The organism is Hyphomicrobium sp. 01T421 (genome assembly GCF_056398805.1).
Map to the genome: position 1 here is coordinate 695,009 of NZ_JBFTQC010000001.1, position 18,420 is coordinate 713,428.

Genomic DNA, 18,420 nt, shown 5'->3' on the forward strand with positions numbered 1-18,420 from the left:
CCGCGTAGATATACGTAACGTTGAACGTCCTCGACGTCGAACAGCCATCTGGCGCTTTGCCTCTGACCTGTCTTCACTTGGTTGGTGCTTCGAGCGTCACAGGCGGCGGAGGCTCGAATACATTCGTGCGTGCGCTGGCAAGGCGACAGGCCAATCTCGGTTGGAAACCCATCATTGTCGTCAATCAAGCTCACGGAGATGATGAGGCGCCATCTCCTCTTATCGCGTCGCCGCAGCAAAATATCTCAACGCTGGACATACGCGTCCTGCCGCCCGTTCTGGGCACGGGCCGAAAAGCATATTATGCGCGCCGTCCGGAGGCCGCGCCCGGCGTTCGCGAATTATTTGCAGAAACGATGCCGGCCGTCGTGCACTTTCATACGCTCGGTCTCGCGGCGGGCATACTGCACCTCGAGGCCGCGAAGGCGATTGGCGCTCGGACAGTCGTAACCTACCACACCGGAGGCATATCATGCCCGCAAACCGGCTTGCTGGAAAACGGCTTCTCGCCTTGCGACGGACGTCTTGAAGTCGCTCGCTGCACGCGCTGCCGGCTGGCAAATCGCGGCATGCCGGTGAGGCTTGCGGACCTTCTCGCGCGGATCGAAGTCGGAGACAGCAGCGGAGGCGATGGGACCCTCATCGGTCGCCTCATCTCGTCGCGTTCGATGACCAAAGCCTTTATCGCGTCGTTTCAATCGGCAATCGAGTTGATAGATGTCTTCCACATCCAGTCTCGGTGGATCGCTGAGGTCCTCCGCCGAAACGGCGTGCCCGAAAAGAAAATGGCCTTCGTCGAAATGGGCGTCTCGCAAGAGCCTGTCGCGATCGGCGATCGGAAGTGCGAGACGTTCACTGATGCGCGGCCATTGCGGCTGGCGTTCGCGGGGCGATGCAGCGACGTCAAGGGAATAGAGACGATCCTCGGCGCCTTGAAACAAATCGATCAACGGGCGCCCATATCGATTTCGCTGCTTGGATCGGGCTGGAACTCCGATTACGGCAGGCGCCTGCTCGGGCCGTTTGCAGGAGACAAAAGACTACGCGCGCCGCGGGTCGTTGCTGCGGAGCAAATGCTCCCCGAACTCGTCACGCATGATGCCTGCCTGGTGCCGTCGGTGTGCCTCGAGACGGGGCCGCTTGCCGTCTATGAGGCTATGGCCGCGGGACTTCCAGTGATCGGCAGTCGCCTCGGAGGGATCGCGGAGCGAATTCGCGATGACGTTGATGGATTGCTATTCTCGCCCGGAAACGCAACAGACCTAGCGAAGACGATTGAGTACGTTCTCGCCGCCCCGAGCGAGCTCCGCAGGCTTCGCAGCAATATTCGCCCGCAACGGACCTTCGATGATATGGCGCGGGAGCTCGATGCGATCTACCTGCGCCGCAACTAAAAAAGCTGGGCTTATTCCCGGCGCTGCCTCGGAACTCCGCCGTGGCCGAAGGGTTTGCAGATCGATTGAGGCCGGCCGGATTCGTTAGAGCGGATCTGCGCACTCGAAAGGATCTGAAGCACCCATGTCGCGTGTCGTCGGGATCGACCATATCTCCGTCCGCGTGAGCGACTTTTCGAAATCGAAGGCCTTCTACAGCGGGCTTTTCGATTTTCTCGGATTCGAAGTGTTGGACGAATACGAAGACTCGATTGGCTGGACGAACGGGGAAACGAGATATTGGATTTCCCAAGCCGACGCCGTCGGACGAAAGCACAAGCACAGAACCGGCGACGTGGGTCTGCACCACTACGCGTTCCAGCTTCGCAACAGAAAAGACGTCGATGAACTCCAAACATACTTGAAGAAGCACCACGTCACGATCGTGGATCCTGCCGATGAGTATTACGACGATTACTACGCGGTTTTCTTTCTCGACCCCGACGGCATCAAGCTCGAGGGCATGAAGTACGGCGAGAAACACGAAAAAACCGAGACGAAACATGGGAGTAATGCAGCGGCCAAGAAATGAAGCCGCACCGTTTGTTCGCTATTGCAGCGAGCGAGGGAACCATCCAGGATGGGATGGCGTTTGACGGTTTGGTCTCAGTGGTCTGCGCGCGGCGGCGCGGGTTAGAAATCCAGAGAATTTCGTTTGGAACATCCTGCGGCCGATAAGGCTCCCCCAAACCAATGCAACGTCTCGTTTTCGCAATCTGACGGCGAGGCGAGTGCGCCTATCAGCGAAGCGTTGGAATCTCGTCTGTTCGAGACGCGGCAACACTCTCTTAACCTCGCCGAACCGCTGTCGGCTGAAGATATGGTGGTACAAGCGTCCGACGATGCCAGTCCCACCAAATGGCATCTGGCGCATGTAACCTGGTTTTTCGAGAATTTCGTTTTAACGCCGCACTTGGCCGATTACAGGGTCTTCGACGACAAGTTCAATTACTGCTTTAACTCTTATTACGAAACGCTAGGGCCGCGTCATCCGCGTCCTAAGCGCGGGATGCTGACGCGGCCAACGTCGGAGAGGGTCTTCGCGTATCGTCGGCACGTCGACGATGGTCTTCGCCGACTTCTTGCGCGAGACGATATCGATCGTGACAAAGTTAGCCGGCTCATAGAAATCGGCATCAATCACGAGCAGCAGCATCAAGAACTGCTACTCACCGATATTCTTGCGCTCTTTGCATCTAATCCGTTGCGCCCCGCTTATCAGGCGCAACCCGTCGGGCTCGACAGCGCGGAACCAACGCCGCTGAGCTGGACGGAATTCCCGGGCGGCATCGTACGAACAGGCCATTCCGGTGAAGGCTATTCATGGGACAACGAGCTGCCGTCGCACGACGCGCTGGTGCAGCCGTTCAAGCTCGCGAATAGGCTGGTGACCAACGCCGAATGGCTGGCATTCATGGAAGACGGCGGCTACGCGACGCCTACGTTGTGGCTGGCGGACGGCTGGTCGGCAGTCAATCGCGAGGGCTGGGACAGCCCGCTCTATTGGGAAAAGACAGTCGGCGGCTGGTCGCAGATGTCGCTCCAGGGGTTGCTTCCCGTCGCACGTGCCGAGCCCGTTACGCACATCTCCTATTACGAGGCGGATGCCTTCGCGCGGTGGGCGGGCAAGCGTTTGCCGACGGAATTCGAATGGGAAGTCGCAGCCAATTCGACTTCCAAACAGACGGCGAAATCGCCCGGCGTGCTACGGCCACAAAGAAGCGATGCCTCGCAGGGCACCGGGCCGAACCAGCTTTTCGGCCAGGTCTGGCAATGGACCGCGAGCGCGTATCTTCCCTATCCGGGGTATCGGCCGCCGGCCGGCGCGATAGGCGAATACAACGGCAAATTCATGGTTGGACAGCACGTCCTGCGCGGGTCGTCGTGCGCAACGCCGTCGGGTCATTCCCGCGCGACCTATCGCAACTTCTTTTATCCACATCAGCGCTGGCAGTTCCTCGGCTTGCGCCTCGCGGCGGAGGTCGAGTAATGCGTCACATGCCAACGCTTGAGAGGTTGTCCGCAAGCGATACGACGATTGCGGACGACTTCGGGCTGAGCGTCATCGAAGGATTGTCGCGAACGCAGAAAACACTTCCGTGCCGCTACTTTTATGATGCGCGCGGGAGCAGCCTTTTCGAAGAAATCACGCGACTTCCTGAATATTACCCGACGCGGACCGAGATCGGAATCCTCCAAGCATGTGCTTCTGAGATCGTTGAGGGATTTTCGGCCGGCGACGTACTTCTCGAGTTCGGCTCAGGCTCGAGCATCAAGACGGAAATTCTCCTCGACCGCATCGCTGATCGCGTCGTCTATGTTCCGCTCGATGTTTCCGAAGCGGCATTGGCCGACGCCGCCGCTCGACTGGTGGAGCGCTATCCTGCGCTCGAAATCCGGCCGATCGTTGCCGATTTTTCAAAGCTGGTGACGCTTCCAAAGGAGTTTTCGAATTCGCGCATAACCGGATTTTTTCCGGGATCGACGATCGGAAACCTTCCGCCAAAGGAAGCGGTCGGGCTGCTGTCGAACTTCAGGAAAGTTCTGGGACAGAGCGGACGATTGATCATCGGCGTCGATCTGAAGAAAGATCCGCGCGTCCTTATCCGCGCTTACAATGACGCGGCCGGCGTCACCGCAGACTTCAATTTGAACTTGCTTGTGCGCATCAATCGCGAGCTTGGCGGCACGTTCGATCTGGAAGCATTCCGCCATAAGGCGCTCTATAATCCGCGCGCGGGCCGCATCGAAATGCACCTCGTGACGGATCGCGCGCAGGACATCATGGTTTGCGGCCGTCCGTTTCATTTCGCTGAGGGCGAAAGCATCCACACCGAGAATTCCTATAAGTACACTGTTCCCGAGTTTCGCGAGCTTGCCGAGAAGGCCGGTTGGAAAACCAATCGCGTTTGGACCGACGCCGATAATCAATTCAGCGTTCACGAGCTGATTTGATGATCGTTCAGCGGGCCGCACGAAAGCTATTTCCCTACTTTTGCTGAAGTCGTCGTGCGCGTTACGGAGCCGTCGGGCGCGCGCAGATAATTTGCGTCGCATACGCTGCGCAGAGCCGCCGGTTCCCTGCGTTGTGGAACTTAATGACGCGTCAAGCATTGATGGAGGCTTATCGGGAACAGCCCACAGCACGGAGAAACATATATGCTTGCCCCAGAATCGCTTCTTGCCTGGATAGTCATCGGTGCAATCGCGGGGTGGCTCGCGGGACTTCTCGTCAAGGGGTATGGCTTCGGATTGATCGGCAACATCATCATCGGCATTCTTGGCGCCGGTATCGCCGGCATTCTCGCGCAAAGCATGGGGCTTTATACGGAATCGACGGCCGGAAACATCGTGGCCGCCGTCGTCGGATCGCTCATCCTTCTCTTTGTCGTGGGCTTGGTGCGGCGCGCATAAAAGCGATCGACCAGTGAATGAAAGCGTGCGGACGAAAATATCGGCCGCGCGTTTTTTTTTATTCAGGTAGCCCTTCGGGATCTTCGAGACGGAAGCGCTTATCCACAACCGCCTTTTGTCGGAGTAGGAACTGTCATGGCGCCGTGCCGTTTTTTTTTAGGAACGGAGAAGGAAAACCGCCATGACGCCCAACCTCTTGCCGCTTGAAATCATCCTCGCCCTGCAGTCGATAGCGGGCGCAATTATTTGCTGGATCCTGGTCTTCGGGTCGAAGGACGGATGATATCCGGGAGGGTATCGCCTCTGTGCGCCTGTTCGACATCGTGCAAGCGGTTGAGCCGCTCAAGGATCGGCCGAGACGTCATCCAATCCATATCTTCTTGCAGGACTTCCTTCAGAGGTTCGGTCACGCGATCTTTGAAGATCTCGACCCAGTGTTTCTGATGCTCGTCAGCGGGAGCGAACTCCGAACGCTTTCGCGGAAGACGCCGGTCACTCAAGTTACTCAAGCTCACTGGGATGTTCCAAACGGCTGCAAATTTTCAACGGGCCAGACGAAATAGCCATTTGCGGCAACTCCGCGAAGTATCGGCTCCGGGTCCACTCCAAAGGGCGTTACTTCCTGTACGCCCAACGGGAATTCACCCTTAAAATTCCATCGGCAAATTGCGGGATGCGGTAAGTTGCGCCCCTCGCGATCGAGCGTGACGGCGCTCAGTGTGCGAGCCGAATTGACGAATAAAAACGCCTTCCGGGCGTCGTCCTGGTCGCACTCACTCATGACAGTTAGATCCTCAGGGCGCCCGACCAGTTCCGCTCGCCGGACCTACGCGACATAAGCTACAGCCTCGCGGCGCAACCCCAACCTACAAAGAAAACAAGGGAGCGAGGGAATTGGTTCCTGCACGGACGCCGCGACTGGGAGCCCGGCCTCGCGCCGTTATCCTGCCGTAATTAATATTGTTCGGCCGCCCGATCCTTGGCGGCTAGCCACCGGGAAATGCGCTTGGTAATAAGGCTTCCCTCTGAAGTATCGCCAAGAGCGAAATGCCCTCCGACCCTAAAAGACTTCTTCGTACAACATATGCCTTTGGCGCCGCGGGGTTCGCGGCCCTCTTGCTGTTGATGTTAGCATCGTTCTGGCTTGCTCAGCGCACCCAGTCGACGACCGAGGATGTCTTGAAGGCCCGCGCACAGCGTACGGTCCTCGTGCGGTTGCTCTCGACGGTGCAAGACGCGGAAACGGGGCAGCGCGGATATTTGCTGACGGGCGAAGATCGCTATCTCAAGCCCTACGAGACCGCCATCGCGGATATCGACCAACGCCTCAGGGATGTTCGGGCAGCTTTCAAGGAAAATCCGGAGGAAGGCCCGGCGATCGAGGAAATCGATAAAGCGATTGATCAAAAGCTTGAGGAATTAGCGCAGACCATTACCGCATTCAAAGCGGGCAAACCGTCCGAAGCTTTGGATATCGTCAAAACCGATCGCGGCAAGGACCTGATGGACCACATCCGCGTCTCGATCGGTGAGGCGTTCCAGCGCGTCGATAAGATGCTGAGCAAAGGCGTCGAGCAACAGCGCTTCGACGCGGCTGCCGCGCGGCAGTTCTCGGTCTTAGCCGGCATGTTCATTCTGCTCACGGCCTTGGGCGCAATCGCAACCATCGTCAGGTATACGCGGCAGCTTGTATCGGCTCGCAACGAACTTCAAGAGCTCAACACCGGTTTGGAAAATCGCGTCGCTGAGAGAACAGGCGATCTGCAGCGCGCCAACGAAGAGATCCAACGCTTCGCCTACATTGTAAGCCATGACCTGCGGGCGCCGCTGGTCAATGTTATGGGGTACACCAGCGAGCTGGAGGCCAGCCTCGAGACGTTGCGGGCATTAACGAACGATCCTCAGATCAATCACCTGGCGACTGCCGGGGCGGCGAAAGCGGCAGTGGAAACGGATCTGCCGGAATCGATCGGCTTCATCCGCACCTCTACCCAGAAAATGGATGGCCTCATAAAAGCTATATTGAAGCTTTCCCGTGAGGGGCAGCGGGTGCTGGCGCCGGAACGGATAAACCTTGCCGAGTTCTTCGATTCCGTCGCCGACAGCGTGCAGCACCGCGTTTCGTCTGCCGGGGGAGAAATTCGCGTTGTGAAGCCTCTCGCCTCCATCGAGGGAGATCGCCTCGCCCTGGAACAAATCTTCGGAAACCTCGTGGACAATGCCCTCAAATACCGCGCCAAGGATCGCCCGCCGGTCATTAAGATCAGCCAGGTCTCGAACCGCTGGGGCGCCGTTGACATTGAGGTGCAAGATAACGGCCGCGGCATTGGCGACGACGACCGCGAGAGGGTATTCGACCTGTTCCGCCGGGCCGGACCCCAGGATCAGCAGGGGGAGGGCATAGGCCTTGCCCACGTCCGGACCCTGGTCAGAAGGCTAGGCGGTGAGATAACGATGACATCGCAATTAGGTCGTGGCACCACATTCCGTGTGACGCTGCCGAGTAAGTTGAATATCCGGGGATAATGATCCAATGACCAACAGCGGCGACGCAGTGCGGATCGTAATGATCGAAGACGACGCGGGACATGCCCGGCTCATCGAGCGGAATATTCGCCGGGCGGGCGTTAACAACGAAATTATTCCGTTCACGACAGGAACGGATGCCCTGGATTACGTGTTTGGAGCTGACGGCACTGGCGAAGTCAGCTCCAAGAGGCATTTGTTGGTGTTGTTGGACCTCAATCTACCGGACATGACGGGCGTCGGTATCCTCGAAAAAATCAAAGCGAATGAGCATACCCGCCGCATTCCGGTGGTCGTCCTGACAACGACCGACGACGAGCGCGAAATCAAGCGCTGCTATGATCTGGGGGCGAACGTTTACATTACGAAGCCGGTCGACTACGACAACTTCTCCAACGCCATTCGGCAGCTCGGATTGTTCTTTTCTGTAATACAGGTTCCGGAAACCCAGTGACAATGTCACGCTCGAAGGTCCTGTACATCGATGACGATCCCGGCATTTCGAGGCTGATCCAAAAGACGCTTGAAACGCGCGGTTACGACGTCGTGATCGCAGCGTCCGGCCCCGAGGGCTTGGAGCTTTTGACGAGCCAGCTCTTCGATATTGTTGCGCTTGACCATCATATGCCCGGCCATACGGGCCTTGAAGTCCTGAAAGACATCCGCACGCTCCCTGGCGCTCCCCCCGTGATCTATGTGACAGGGTCGGAAGACAGCCACATCGCCGTCACCGCCTTGAAATCGGGCGCCGTAGACTACGTCTGGAAGGACGTGCAAGGCCACTTTCGCGAGCTACTTGCGAAGGCCATAGCAACGGCGCTGGATCAGGAAAAGCTGCGCCGCGAAAAGGAGGCCGCCGATCAGGAGGTTCGCCTCGCGCGTGACCGGGCGGAACTATTGCTGAAGGAGGTCAATCACCGGGTCGCTAATTCGCTTGCAATCGTGGCGGGCCTCGTCGGGCTTCAACGCAACTCGATAAAGGATTCATCCGCGCGCGATCTTCTCGCCCGCGTGCAGGCAAGAATAATCGCCATCGCCAGTGTCCACCGCCGGCTTTACACGTCGCCGGACGTTCGTAACGTCGATGTATGCGATTACCTGGACGGCTTGGTCGAGGATCTCAAAGCCGCGATGGCTGATGAGGGCCGGAACCATTCCATTCGGCTCGACTGCACAAAACTGCTTCTTCCGACCGACAAGGCTGTTTCGCTCGGGATTATAACGACCGAGCTTGTCACGAACGCCTATAAATATGCGTATCCGGAAAACCGCATGGGCGAAATCCGCATCATTGTTACTACGGAAGGTGGCCGGGGCTCGCTCGCCGTCGAAGACGATGGCGTGGGGCTGAATGCGCAGGCGCCGAGCGGCACGGGCCTGGGTTCGAAGGTTATTGCATCGATGGCAACGAACCTCGGCGGAGAGCTGCGATTTACAGCCGGGACGCAAGGCACCCGCGCCACGCTTTCGTTCCCTTTATGAAATCCCGCTCATCGAATAACGGTTATGAAATCATAGCCGCCAACACCCGCTCCACATCTTCAAAGATGTAGGGCTTGGCGATCATCGGACGTTGCTTGAAGTCCTTCGGCAAGGAGTCAGCGCCGCGCCCCGTCGCGAATGCGAAAGGAACCGCCGCTTTCGCAAGTTCTTCCGCAACCGGCGTGCTCTCCTGCGGTCCGAGCGCGCAGTCAAGAATTGCGCAATCCGGGCGGCCGTCGTTCAACAGCGAGAGCGCATGCTCGACAGTCGACGCAGGGCCGACGATCTCGTGCCCCAGCTCTTCGACATACATTCCGAGAATCTCTGCAATCAGAGCCTCGTCCTCGACGATCAGAATGCGTGCCAAACTGTTCAGCTCTCGCTCGGTCGGCCCCGGGCCATCTCGGAAGAGAGTGCCGAAGGCGAGTTCATTTATGATTTGTCCGTCTTCGCGGCGCGGAGCCGCTTGGCGTCTTGGAGGTCGACCAAATTCCGATTTTGCAGCTGCTCGCTGCGCGCCTGTAACAAGTTCTGCACTGCTCGATCGAGTTCCGCCATCTGATACGGCTTTTGCAAGGTGACGAACTGGCCTTGCGCTTCTTCCACGCGCTTGTTGGAGCCGCTTGCGAGTATGACGGGAAGGCCCGGCCAAGCCCGGCGGATGTATTTTGCAAATTCCAATCCATCCATGGCGCCGGGCATCATGATGTCGCTGAAAACAAGATCGAACGCCTCTTCCTGGAGGATGCGCAGCGCGTCGTCTGTATTGCTGGCCAGCTGAACCGTATGACCGAGTTGCATGATGAGCGCGGCCGTAACCTCGGTAACGTCGGGATTGTCTTCAATGAGGAGAATACGCGCCTTTCCGCGCGGGCCGGGCTGATCCTTTGCCACCTCAGCCTTCTGAGCTTCCGGGAACGCGCGCGGCAGGAACATCGTCACGCGCGTCCCGGCCCCAACTTCGCTGTCGATTGAAACCGTGCCGCCGGATTGGTGCGCGAAGCCGTAAACCTGCGAGAGGCCGAGGCCCGTCCCCTTGCCGGACGCCTTGGTCGTGAAAAACGGATCGAACACTTTGTTGATGACGTCCTTGGGGATGCCCATGCCCGTATCGGAAACGCTGAGCGCAACGAATTCGCCTCGCAGGCCTTCCAAACTCCCCTCTGCCGGGAGCGAGACGTTTTCAGCCGAAATAGTGATGCAGCCACCAAGAGTCAGTGCATCTCGCGCATTCAGCACAAGGTTCATGATTGCGAGCTCGAGCTCGTTCGGGTCCGCCATCACCCTCCAGGTGTCGGGCGGCGCCGCACCGATGAGGCGTGTGTTGGCCGGCAGCGAGGTGGCGAGCATGGACTGTAGACCGGGCAGGCGCTCTGAGAACGAAACGGGCTGAGGTTCCAGCCGCTGCATGCGTGAAAAGCCCAGCAACTGTCGCGTGAGGGAAGCGCCGCGTTGGACGGTCGCCTCAATGCTCTCGATCGCCTTGGTGCCTCGGGGCTCTGTCACTTGCGACTTGAGGATGCGGGCTTGCCCGCCGACGATCGTCAGCAGATTGTTGAAGTCGTGCGCGATGCCACCCGTCAACTGTCCTAACGCTTCCATCTTTTGCGCATGAGCGAGTTGCTCTTGGGCGCGCTGGAGGGCGATTTGCGCATCGCGGCGTTCGGTGATGTCGCGCGTGATCTTGGCAAACCCGATGAGATGGCCGGCTTCGTCGCGAATGGCATCGAGAACGACGTTCGCCCAGAACCGCGTGCCGTCTTTGCGAACGCGCCAGCCTTCGCCCTCGAACCGGCCCTCGTGGGCGGCCGCATGGATCGCGCGGGCTGGGCCGCCGCCTAATCGATCTTCCTCGGTATAAAACCGGGAGAAGTGACTTCCGATGATTTCTTTGGGGCTATAGCCCTTGATCTTTTCGGCACCGGCATTCCAGCTCACGACCACGCCGTTCGGATCGATCATGAAAATCGCGTAATCGATAACGGCTGAGACGAGCATGCGAAACTGCCGCTCGCTCTCGCGCAGCGCTTCTTGCGCGCTTCGACGCTCCGTGATGTCACGCGTGACTTTGGCAAATCCGACGAGATCGCCGGCTTCGTTGCGAATGGGTTCGATGACGACCGAAGCCCAGAAACGGCCTCCGTCTTTGCGCAGGCGCCAGCCTTCGGTTTCAAACTTTCCTTCGACCCGGGCAGTCTCGAGCGCGATCGCCGGTAGACCCCGTGCGCGATCCTCTTTCGTGTAAAACCTGCTGAAGTGGGTGCCCACGACCTCTTTGGCGGGGAACCCCTTGATACGAGCGGCGCCCGCGTTCCAATTGGTAATCACCCCGCTCGGATCCAGCATGTAAATGGCGTAATCGACGACGCTGTCGACGAGCAGATGGAAGCGCTGTTCGCTCTCCATGAGAGCTTTGTCGCTCTCATACTTGTCGGTGATATCGCGGGTTACTTTGCCAAAGCCGAGAAGCGTTCCCGCGTCGTCCCTGATCGCTTGAATGACGGAAAGGGCCCGGAACCGGTTTCCGTCCTTGCGGACCCGCCAGCCCTCCGCCTCATAGCGCCCGGCTCCCCGTGCAATGGATAGAATCTTCTGCGGGAGATCCTGCCGTCGATCGTCCTCGGAAAAAAAGCGCGAGAAGTGCTGCCCGATGATTTCTTGCTCTTCGTAGCCTTTGATCAGCCGGGCGCCAGCGTTCCAGGTGGAGATGAAGCCATCCGGATCGACCATGTAAATTGCATAATCGCTAAGCGTCTTAACCAGCAATTCGAATTGCCGGCCATGGTCAAATTGACGAAGTCCTGCAATATCGGGCGTCGGCATCGGTGGCTATACTACTTCGATATGCGATGTCTTGAACGAGTTCGTAGCTTTAGAATATAACATGCGCTCGAGCGAGCCGGGAATACTTTTTGCTGCGTCAAGCCCGACACGGATCTACGGTAAGTACCGGTTAAACCTCACTATCTCCCTCCCTTTTTTCGTCGCGGACCCCTAACTATGGGCACACGAGCCTTCTATCGTCTTTCGGCCGCCGGTAACCGGGATGACGGACCGGAGGGGCCCATATGTTCATCCCGCGGCTCGTCCCGTTTGCGAGATCTTCCCTATCGGGTCGAGTTGTGGGATCAGGCAAAAGCGAACGTAGAGCTTGTCCTTGCCATGACGGTTAGCGGCAGTATCGGATATGCCGCGTATCATGCGGCAACGGTCGAATTTCCAGACCGTTATATCGTCCTCCGGCACAACGATGCCGTGTTGTCCCGATGGAATGCTCCAACGCATTGATTGAGAATAGGAAGGGGCGGCGGGTATTGGTCGGTCGCGTTGAGGGCAAGTGATCCGCTGGCATATGTGTTCCCGTAGTAATCGCCGGCTTTCAACCTCTATGGAATTTGACGGCCGCGACGCATAAAGCGACAATCTCGCGTCCGCGGGGATGGTCTAGTTTTATCCCGCGGCACGCTCCATTTACTGGAACTGATTTGGCGCCACGCCGTTGAGCGTCACGCGCGCGGGAGAACTGCAATCGAACTGGCAGCTGCAGGAAAGAGCGAAGGGCTGACACAGCGTTCTATCCTCGTTGTAGAGGATGAGATCCTTATTCGGCTGCACCTGGCTGAGGAATTGCGAGCCGCTGGATACGCGGTCGTCGAAGCAACCGACAGCCGTGAAGCGATGCTCGTGTTGACGAACCGCGATGATATTGGGCTTGTGCTGACGGATATACGAATGCCGGGCAGCATCGACGGCGTGGCTCTTGGCCGTTGGATCCGCACCAAGTTCCCTGACATCAAAATCGTGCTCGTCTCTGCGGAATTCTATTCCGAGAATTTCATGGAGTTCGACGGCGGTTTCACGAAACCGGTCCGTATCAACGAACTGGTCCGTCACGTGCGGCAATTGCTACCTCAGGCGGAACACGGCGATTCGCGCAGTCGTTAAAGATGCGTGAAAACTGAAGCCAAAACCCCCGGCCCCGCGACGGTATTGATCGTTGAGGAAGCCGTTCTGATTCGGATGCCGATCGCGACTTACCTTCGCGATTGCGGATACCGGGTAATCGAGGCCGCGAGCAGCGACGAGGCTCTGCTTGTTCTGCAACACCATACGACTGTCGATGTTCTGTTGAGCGACGTCAATGTGGCTGGCGCCGACGACGCGTTTGGTCTTTCTCAATGGGCACGGAAAAACCGTCCGCAGATAAAAGTCGTTTTGGCAGGTTCTCCGAAGACCGCTGCAAAAGCGGCGGGCAAGCTCTGCGAAGAGGGCCCCCATCTTGCAAAGCCCTACGAACCGGAGGTCGTCGAAGACTATATTCGCCGGTTGTTAGCCCTTCAAAGCGTCGAGGAGTCCAGCTAGCGATACTATCGGTGTCCACCGGACGGGCGACAGCTCGAAGCTTCGACTTTATCAGCGAAACTAAAGCATCCACTAACCCGACGCGGTGTTTTCTAGGTGCTGGATCTTTGACAGCGCGGAGGAAAGGGACGTGGACACCCCGAAAAACGTATACCGCTATCGCCTGGAAAAAGAGGCGGCAACTCACGTCAAGCCGGGTGGAAGCACGCGCGAAGCATCCGCGAAGCAATTTCCCGTCAGCCAGGGAATTGCCGGAGTCTCGATGCGGCTCGCCCCGGGCGGTATGCGGGAATTACATTGGCACGCCAATGCAGCCGAGTGGGGATTTGTCGTCAAAGGCAGCGTCCGCACGACGTGCTTGCATCCGGACGGCACATCATACATCGACACATTCAATCCGGGCGATGTCTGGTATTTTCCGCGCGGGTATGGCCATTCGATCCAATGTCTCGGCCCCAGCGAGTGCCATTTCATTCTCATCTTCGATAACGGATATTTCTCCGAAGATCACACATTCAGCATAACCGACTGGTTGTCGCGAACCCCAGCCGCGATCGCCGCGCAGGCCCTCGGTGTCGGCGCCGACGTCGTCGCCAAGCTTCCGAAAGGCGAGGTCTACTTCGGAGGACCGGGCCCCATACCAAACGATGTCTCTCCACATGCAGCCCCTCGTCATGATCCGGCGCTATTGAGCACGCATCGCTATCCACTCATGGCGCAGCAGCCGCGGCGTTCTCCCGGTGGCGGCACGCAGCGCACGGTGACCGTCGATGAGTTCCCGATCTCCGCGACGATGGCAGGCTCCGTCCTCGAAATCGAACCGGGCGGCATGCGAGACCTCCACTGGCATCCGAGCGCCGATGAATGGCAGTACTATCTTGAAGGATCGGCAGAGATGGCAGTGTTCCTCGCCGAAGGAAGCGTCGTCATGAACGAGTTCGAACAAGGTGATGTCGGGTACGCCCCGATGGGGACCGGCCATTACATCAAGAATACCGGAGGCGGCCTGTTGAGGGTCCTCGTTGGATTCAACAATGGCCGCTATCAAGCCAATGACCTGTCCGCGTGGATTAGCTCGAACCCGCCCGACGTCATATCGACCAATCTCGGTCTCCCGATGGATGACGTCAAAAAGCTCCCCGCGGCCGAGCACTTCTTCGTGCGTGGCACGGATTGATCAATCGCTTCACGATGGTGGATGACTGTATCATCGCTCCTTGCGAACGATCGGGCATGCGCAGTAAATGCAATTATCAATGGGCAAACGCGGCGAATCTCACATGACATTTTTCACCGACTATTTCGAAGCAATTGACGTTATCGCGATCATCGCGTGCGTTGCGCTGGTTCTTGCGGCGTTTGTCCGGCGCGAAAACATCTGGCTGGGCATCCTCGCCGTTGTCGTTATCCTCTGGGGCGTAACGAGAGTCCTCCACATCGTCTAAACGGCATCTTCTGCGAATTCGGTGGAAGCATCGCAGTGCGACGAGCTGAGATCTGGACTTTGCTGGCTCGAAGATGCAACTCGACAAAGGCTTTTGACGGCGATCGAATGTTTCGATGAGCCGCATCGGAAGACTGTTAAAGGCCGTGCGGCCCGGGCACCTTCGAGATAGAGCGCATGACGAACATCGTCGACCGAAGCCAATACACGATGCCGCGCGTGACCGTCGCCGTTTGCGCGTACAATCAGGCGCAGTATGTCGAAGCGGCCCTGAATTCTGCGTTCGGCCAATCCTACGAAAATGTCGAATTCGTCGTCGTCGACGATCACTCGTCGGATGGAACGCCGAACAAAATCCAAGAGGTTCTCGACGCGACCGAAATGAATGTGAAATTCATTCGGCGCAAAAGTAACGGCGGCCAGATGGCTGCAATGCTCGACGCTTTGGCGGCCTCGACCTCTCCGTTTATTGTTTGGGTCGATGGCGACGATCTGCTGAAGCCCGATTTCGTCCAAACGCATATCCGGTATCATTTGAACGCCACGGCTGGATGCGCCTTTACGAGTTCGAATATGGCGGTGATAGATTTTCGCGGCCAAATGATTTCTGGTGCGGTTCCCTTTCTGTCGAACAGTTTCGTTTTGAGACCGCAAAGTGGAGATATCGAAATTCGGCCCCTCTCGCACGATCGGGAGCCGGAGACCGCGGTTTTACTTCCAAAGGGATATCGGAATTGGGCTTGGTCGGCGACGTCGGGAATGATGTTCCGAACGTCAGTGATAAAGCTCATCCGTCCCGAGCGGCCCGAAATGATCAGAATATCGGCCGACAACTATTTCGCGCGCTTCGCGCACGTCGTGGGGGGATCGTTGGTTATCCCGACGGTCCTCGGATTCTACAGGATTCACGGCAATAACAACTTTTCGCGGTTTGAAATCCTAGGCGATCGGATCAAGGGCGCTAAGAATTCCACCGAACAAATCGACGCTATGAATGAGGAATTCGCGAAGGTGTTGGCGCGCGAACCCGCAATTGTCGCCTCATGCATAGATGCAACGGACCTTTACAGGATTGTCAAAAGGATCGGAACATCGAAACGGAGCATGGGCCTTTTGCTTCAAAACAAAGTGCTTTGGAAAGAACTGCCGTTACGTAAGAAAATTTCTTTGATCGTGCGAAACGTCCGTCTCCGCTTTCGGGGCACTCGCGATGACGCCCAACATCCACCGAGCCGCAACAAGCTCTTCCAGGTTTTTGCTTGGAGATGACGCGCTGAAGGATCGCCCACGCTGGCTGGCAGAATAGCGCGCCAAAGCGGCAAGTAGTCTTTTGCCCGCTTTGATGTGAGCGATCGGGTGCTATAACTTTCTTCAATCGATCACCGCTGGGGCGAGCGCTTCGTCGTTCCGCCGTCCGGCCGCGTATCGTCCGAACCAAACTGCGCTAGAGGATATCGCTTGGACTCGATCAACACCCGCATCGCCAAAGAGCTAAACGTTCAGGTTGCCCAAGTAACGGCAGCCGTCGAACTCCTCGGCGATGGCGCGACTGTGCCGTTCATCGCGCGCTATCGCAAAGAGAAGACCGGCGGCCTCGATGACACGCAGTTGCGCAAGCTTGACGAACGCCTTGGATACCTGACCGAACTCGAAGGCCGGCGCACGGCTGTGCTCAAGAGGATCACCGAACAAGGCAAGCTGACGCCGGAACTCGAGCGCGCACTCCGCGCGGCAGATACCAAGGTCGACCTGGACGATCTCTACGCGCCATTCAAGCCGAAGCGGCGAACAAAAGCTCAGATCGCACGCGAAGCCGGACTTGAACCGCTGGCTGACGCGCTGATCGCCAATCCCACGCTCGATCCATCGAAAGAGGCCGAAAAGTTCGTCGCCGTCGATAAGGGCGTGAGCGATGCCAAGACGGCGCTGGAGGGCGCGTGTTCCATTCTGATCGAGCGGATGACCGAGAACGCCAAGCTCGTCGGCGATTTACGCCAGTGGCTTTGGTCGACAGGGCTCGTCACGTCGAAAGTGCTGAAAGGCAAAGAGACCGAGGGAGCCAAATTTTCCGATTATTTCGATTTTCGTCAGGCAGCCCGCCAGATCCCGTCGCATCGCGCCTTGGCTCTTTTGCGTGGCCGCAACGAAGGGTTTCTCGGCCTCGATCTTGATGTCGAATTGGCGCCGGGGCAGGCGCATCCCGCCGAAGCGAAAATCATGACGGCGTTCAACATTGCCGAGCGCAATCGCGCGGCCGACAAATGGCTGATCGAAACAGCCAAGCTCGCCTGGAAAACCAGATTGCATGGATCGCTTGCATCCGATCTTCTGGCGCGCATCAAGGAAGACTCCGACACCGCCGCCATCGGCGTATTCAAGACGAACCTCAAGGATCTCTTGCTGGCGGCTCCGGGCGGCGCGCGCGTGACGATGGGGCTTGATCCGGGCATACGCACCGGCGTCAAGGTCGCCGTCGTCGATCAGACCGGCAAGGTCCTTGATACCGCAACCGTCTATCCGCACGAGCCGCGCAACGATTGGAACGGCGCGCTGGCGGCTATGGCCGCGCTCAGCATGAAACACAAGGTTGATATCATCGCCATCGGCAATGGAACCGCGAGCCGCGAAACCGACAAGCTTGCCGGCGATCTCATGAAGAAAATGCCGGACCTCAAGCTGACGAAAGTGATGGTCTCGGAAGCGGGCGCGTCGGTCTATTCCGCATCCGAGATCGGTGCACAAGAGTTTCCGAACCTCGATGTTTCTCTGCGCGGCGCCGTGTCGATCGCGCGCCGTTTGCAGGACCCGTTGGCGGAACTCGTCAAGATTGAACCGAAAGCCATCGGCGTTGGCCAATATCAGCACGACGTCAACCAGACCGAACTTGCACGCTCACTCGACGCTGTGGTCGAGGACTGCGTCAACTCCGTCGGTGTCGATATCAACATGGCGTCGGCGCCGCTGCTGGCGCGCGTTGCCGGACTGAACGCGACGATCGCAAGCAATATCGTCTTGCACCGGAATGAGAACGGCGCCTTCAAGAGACGTACAGAAATCAAAAAGGTCGCGCGCCTGGGGCCCAAAGCATACGAGCAGGCCGCTGGCTTCTTGCGGATCGCGAATGGCGTCAATCCGCTCGATGCTTCCGCGGTTCACCCGGAGGCTTACGAGGTCGTCGAGCGCATCGCCAAAGAAATGAAGCGACCGATCAAGGCCATGATTGGCGACAGCGCCTTTCTGAAATCGCTGAACCCCAAACAGTTCGCCGACGAACGCTTCGGTACTCCGACTGTCGTGGACATTCTAACCGAGCTCGAAAAGCCCGGCCGCGATCCGCGTCCCGAGTTCAAGACGGCCGAATTCAAGGAGGGCGTCGAGAAAATCGCCGATTTGCGTCCAGGCATGATGCTCGAAGGCGTGGTGACGAATGTGACGGCTTTCGGCGCCTTCGTCGACGTCGGCGTGCATCAAGACGGGCTGGTCCACATATCGGAACTCGCCGACAAGTTCGTGAAGGATCCGCGCGAGGTGGTCAAAGCAGGCGACGTCGTCAAGGTGCGGGTGAAGGACGTCGACGTCGACCGCAAGCGCGTGGCGCTCACCATGAAGTCCGGAGCAATCGAGAGTCACTCGCCCCCGCGCGATCTCCGTTCTGATGTCCGTCGTTCAAGCGCTCCGGCGCCAAGCACGAAAGCCCCCGAGGGAGAATCGGCACTTGCCGCAGCTCTCCGCCGCGCGCGAGAGGGTGGAAAGAGCTGA

Annotated in this window: 17 protein-coding genes; 14 read left to right on the plus strand and 3 right to left on the minus strand. The window is 58.1% G+C overall.

Annotated elements, in window-relative coordinates; translation table 11 throughout:
* Window positions 1–20: 20 nt before the first annotated feature.
* The 5 genes from AC1DK3_RS03220 to AC1DK3_RS03240 all read left to right on the plus strand — a co-directional run bounded on the left by AC1DK3_RS03220 (window position 21) and on the right by AC1DK3_RS03240 (window position 4,847).
* The gene (locus AC1DK3_RS03220; protein ID WP_477190849.1) at window positions 21–1,394 is read left to right on the plus strand and encodes a glycosyltransferase; all 1,374 of its coding nucleotides are present in this window, start codon (window positions 21–23) and stop codon (window positions 1,392–1,394) included.
* 124 nt (window positions 1,395–1,518) lie between these two features.
* Window positions 1,519–1,965 (plus strand): VOC family protein, encoded by a 447-nt coding sequence (locus tag AC1DK3_RS03225; RefSeq protein WP_477190850.1) that lies wholly within the window; start codon window positions 1,519–1,521, stop codon window positions 1,963–1,965.
* A gap of 207 nt (window positions 1,966–2,172) precedes the next feature.
* Window positions 2,173–3,423, plus strand: coding sequence for an ergothioneine biosynthesis protein EgtB (gene egtB / locus AC1DK3_RS03230; protein ID WP_477192856.1), 1,251 nt, complete (start codon window positions 2,173–2,175; stop codon window positions 3,421–3,423).
* Window positions 3,423–4,388 carry an L-histidine N(alpha)-methyltransferase gene (gene egtD / locus AC1DK3_RS03235; RefSeq protein WP_477190851.1) on the plus strand — a complete coding sequence of 322 codons (966 nt, stop codon included), beginning with the start codon at window positions 3,423–3,425 and terminating at the stop codon, window positions 4,386–4,388. The genes egtB and egtD overlap by 1 nt, the downstream gene beginning before the upstream one ends.
* 204 nt (window positions 4,389–4,592) lie before the next feature.
* Window positions 4,593–4,847, plus strand: a complete 255-nt coding sequence (locus AC1DK3_RS03240; RefSeq protein ID WP_477190852.1) for a GlsB/YeaQ/YmgE family stress response membrane protein — start codon at window positions 4,593–4,595, stop codon at window positions 4,845–4,847.
* A 242-nt stretch (window positions 4,848–5,089) separates the two neighbouring features.
* On the opposite strand, the gene AC1DK3_RS03245 is transcribed toward AC1DK3_RS03240, so the two are convergent.
* Window positions 5,090–5,362, minus strand: coding sequence for a hypothetical protein (locus AC1DK3_RS03245; RefSeq protein ID WP_477190853.1), 273 nt, complete (start codon window positions 5,360–5,362; stop codon window positions 5,090–5,092).
* 610 nt (window positions 5,363–5,972) lie between these two features.
* On the opposite strand from AC1DK3_RS03245, the gene AC1DK3_RS03250 reads away from it, so the two are divergent.
* The 3 genes from AC1DK3_RS03250 to AC1DK3_RS03260 are packed head-to-tail and all read left to right on the plus strand — an operon-like array spanning window position 5,973 to window position 8,855.
* Window positions 5,973–7,373 carry a sensor histidine kinase gene (locus AC1DK3_RS03250; protein ID WP_477192857.1) on the plus strand — a complete coding sequence of 467 codons (1,401 nt, stop codon included), beginning with the start codon at window positions 5,973–5,975 and terminating at the stop codon, window positions 7,371–7,373.
* 7 nt (window positions 7,374–7,380) lie between these two features.
* On the plus strand, window positions 7,381–7,827 hold the full coding sequence (locus tag AC1DK3_RS03255; RefSeq protein ID WP_477190854.1) for a response regulator: 447 nt from the start codon (window positions 7,381–7,383) through the stop codon (window positions 7,825–7,827).
* A 2-nt stretch (window positions 7,828–7,829) separates the two neighbouring features.
* Window positions 7,830–8,855: a response regulator gene (locus AC1DK3_RS03260; protein ID WP_477190855.1), complete on the plus strand. Its 1,026-nt coding sequence runs from the start codon at window positions 7,830–7,832 to the stop codon at window positions 8,853–8,855.
* Between the two features lie 22 nt (window positions 8,856–8,877).
* Here AC1DK3_RS03260 and AC1DK3_RS03265 read toward each other — a convergent pair whose 3' ends face one another.
* Together AC1DK3_RS03265 and AC1DK3_RS03270 are read right to left on the minus strand one after the other, a co-directional pair.
* Entirely contained in the window at window positions 8,878–9,222 is a 345-nt protein-coding gene (locus AC1DK3_RS03265; RefSeq protein ID WP_477190856.1) for a response regulator, read from the minus strand.
* Window positions 9,223–9,287: 65 nt separating this feature from the next.
* Window positions 9,288–11,621: a PAS domain S-box protein gene (locus AC1DK3_RS03270; protein ID WP_477190857.1), complete on the minus strand. Its 2,334-nt coding sequence runs from the start codon at window positions 11,619–11,621 to the stop codon at window positions 9,288–9,290.
* Window positions 11,622–12,482: 861 nt separating this feature from the next.
* Between AC1DK3_RS03270 and AC1DK3_RS03275 the strand changes: the two genes are divergently transcribed.
* The 6 genes from AC1DK3_RS03275 to AC1DK3_RS03300 all read left to right on the plus strand — a co-directional run bounded on the left by AC1DK3_RS03275 (window position 12,483) and on the right by AC1DK3_RS03300 (window position 18,420).
* A complete protein-coding gene (locus tag AC1DK3_RS03275) occupies window positions 12,483–12,800 on the plus strand; it encodes a response regulator (protein ID WP_477190858.1) in 318 nt (105 codons plus the stop codon).
* A 6-nt stretch (window positions 12,801–12,806) separates the two neighbouring features.
* Window positions 12,807–13,217, plus strand: coding sequence for a response regulator (locus AC1DK3_RS03280; protein WP_477190859.1), 411 nt, complete (start codon window positions 12,807–12,809; stop codon window positions 13,215–13,217).
* A gap of 130 nt (window positions 13,218–13,347) precedes the next feature.
* Complete coding sequence (locus AC1DK3_RS03285) at window positions 13,348–14,394, plus strand: cupin domain-containing protein (protein ID WP_477190860.1); 1,047 nt, start codon at window positions 13,348–13,350, stop codon at window positions 14,392–14,394.
* 103 nt (window positions 14,395–14,497) lie between these two features.
* Window positions 14,498–14,662, plus strand: a complete 165-nt coding sequence (locus AC1DK3_RS03290; RefSeq protein ID WP_477190861.1) for a hypothetical protein — start codon at window positions 14,498–14,500, stop codon at window positions 14,660–14,662.
* A gap of 176 nt (window positions 14,663–14,838) precedes the next feature.
* Entirely contained in the window at window positions 14,839–15,930 is a 1,092-nt protein-coding gene (locus AC1DK3_RS03295) for a glycosyltransferase (protein ID WP_477190862.1), read from the plus strand.
* A 189-nt stretch (window positions 15,931–16,119) separates the two neighbouring features.
* Window positions 16,120–18,420, plus strand: coding sequence for a Tex family protein (locus AC1DK3_RS03300; protein ID WP_477190863.1), 2,301 nt, complete (start codon window positions 16,120–16,122; stop codon window positions 18,418–18,420).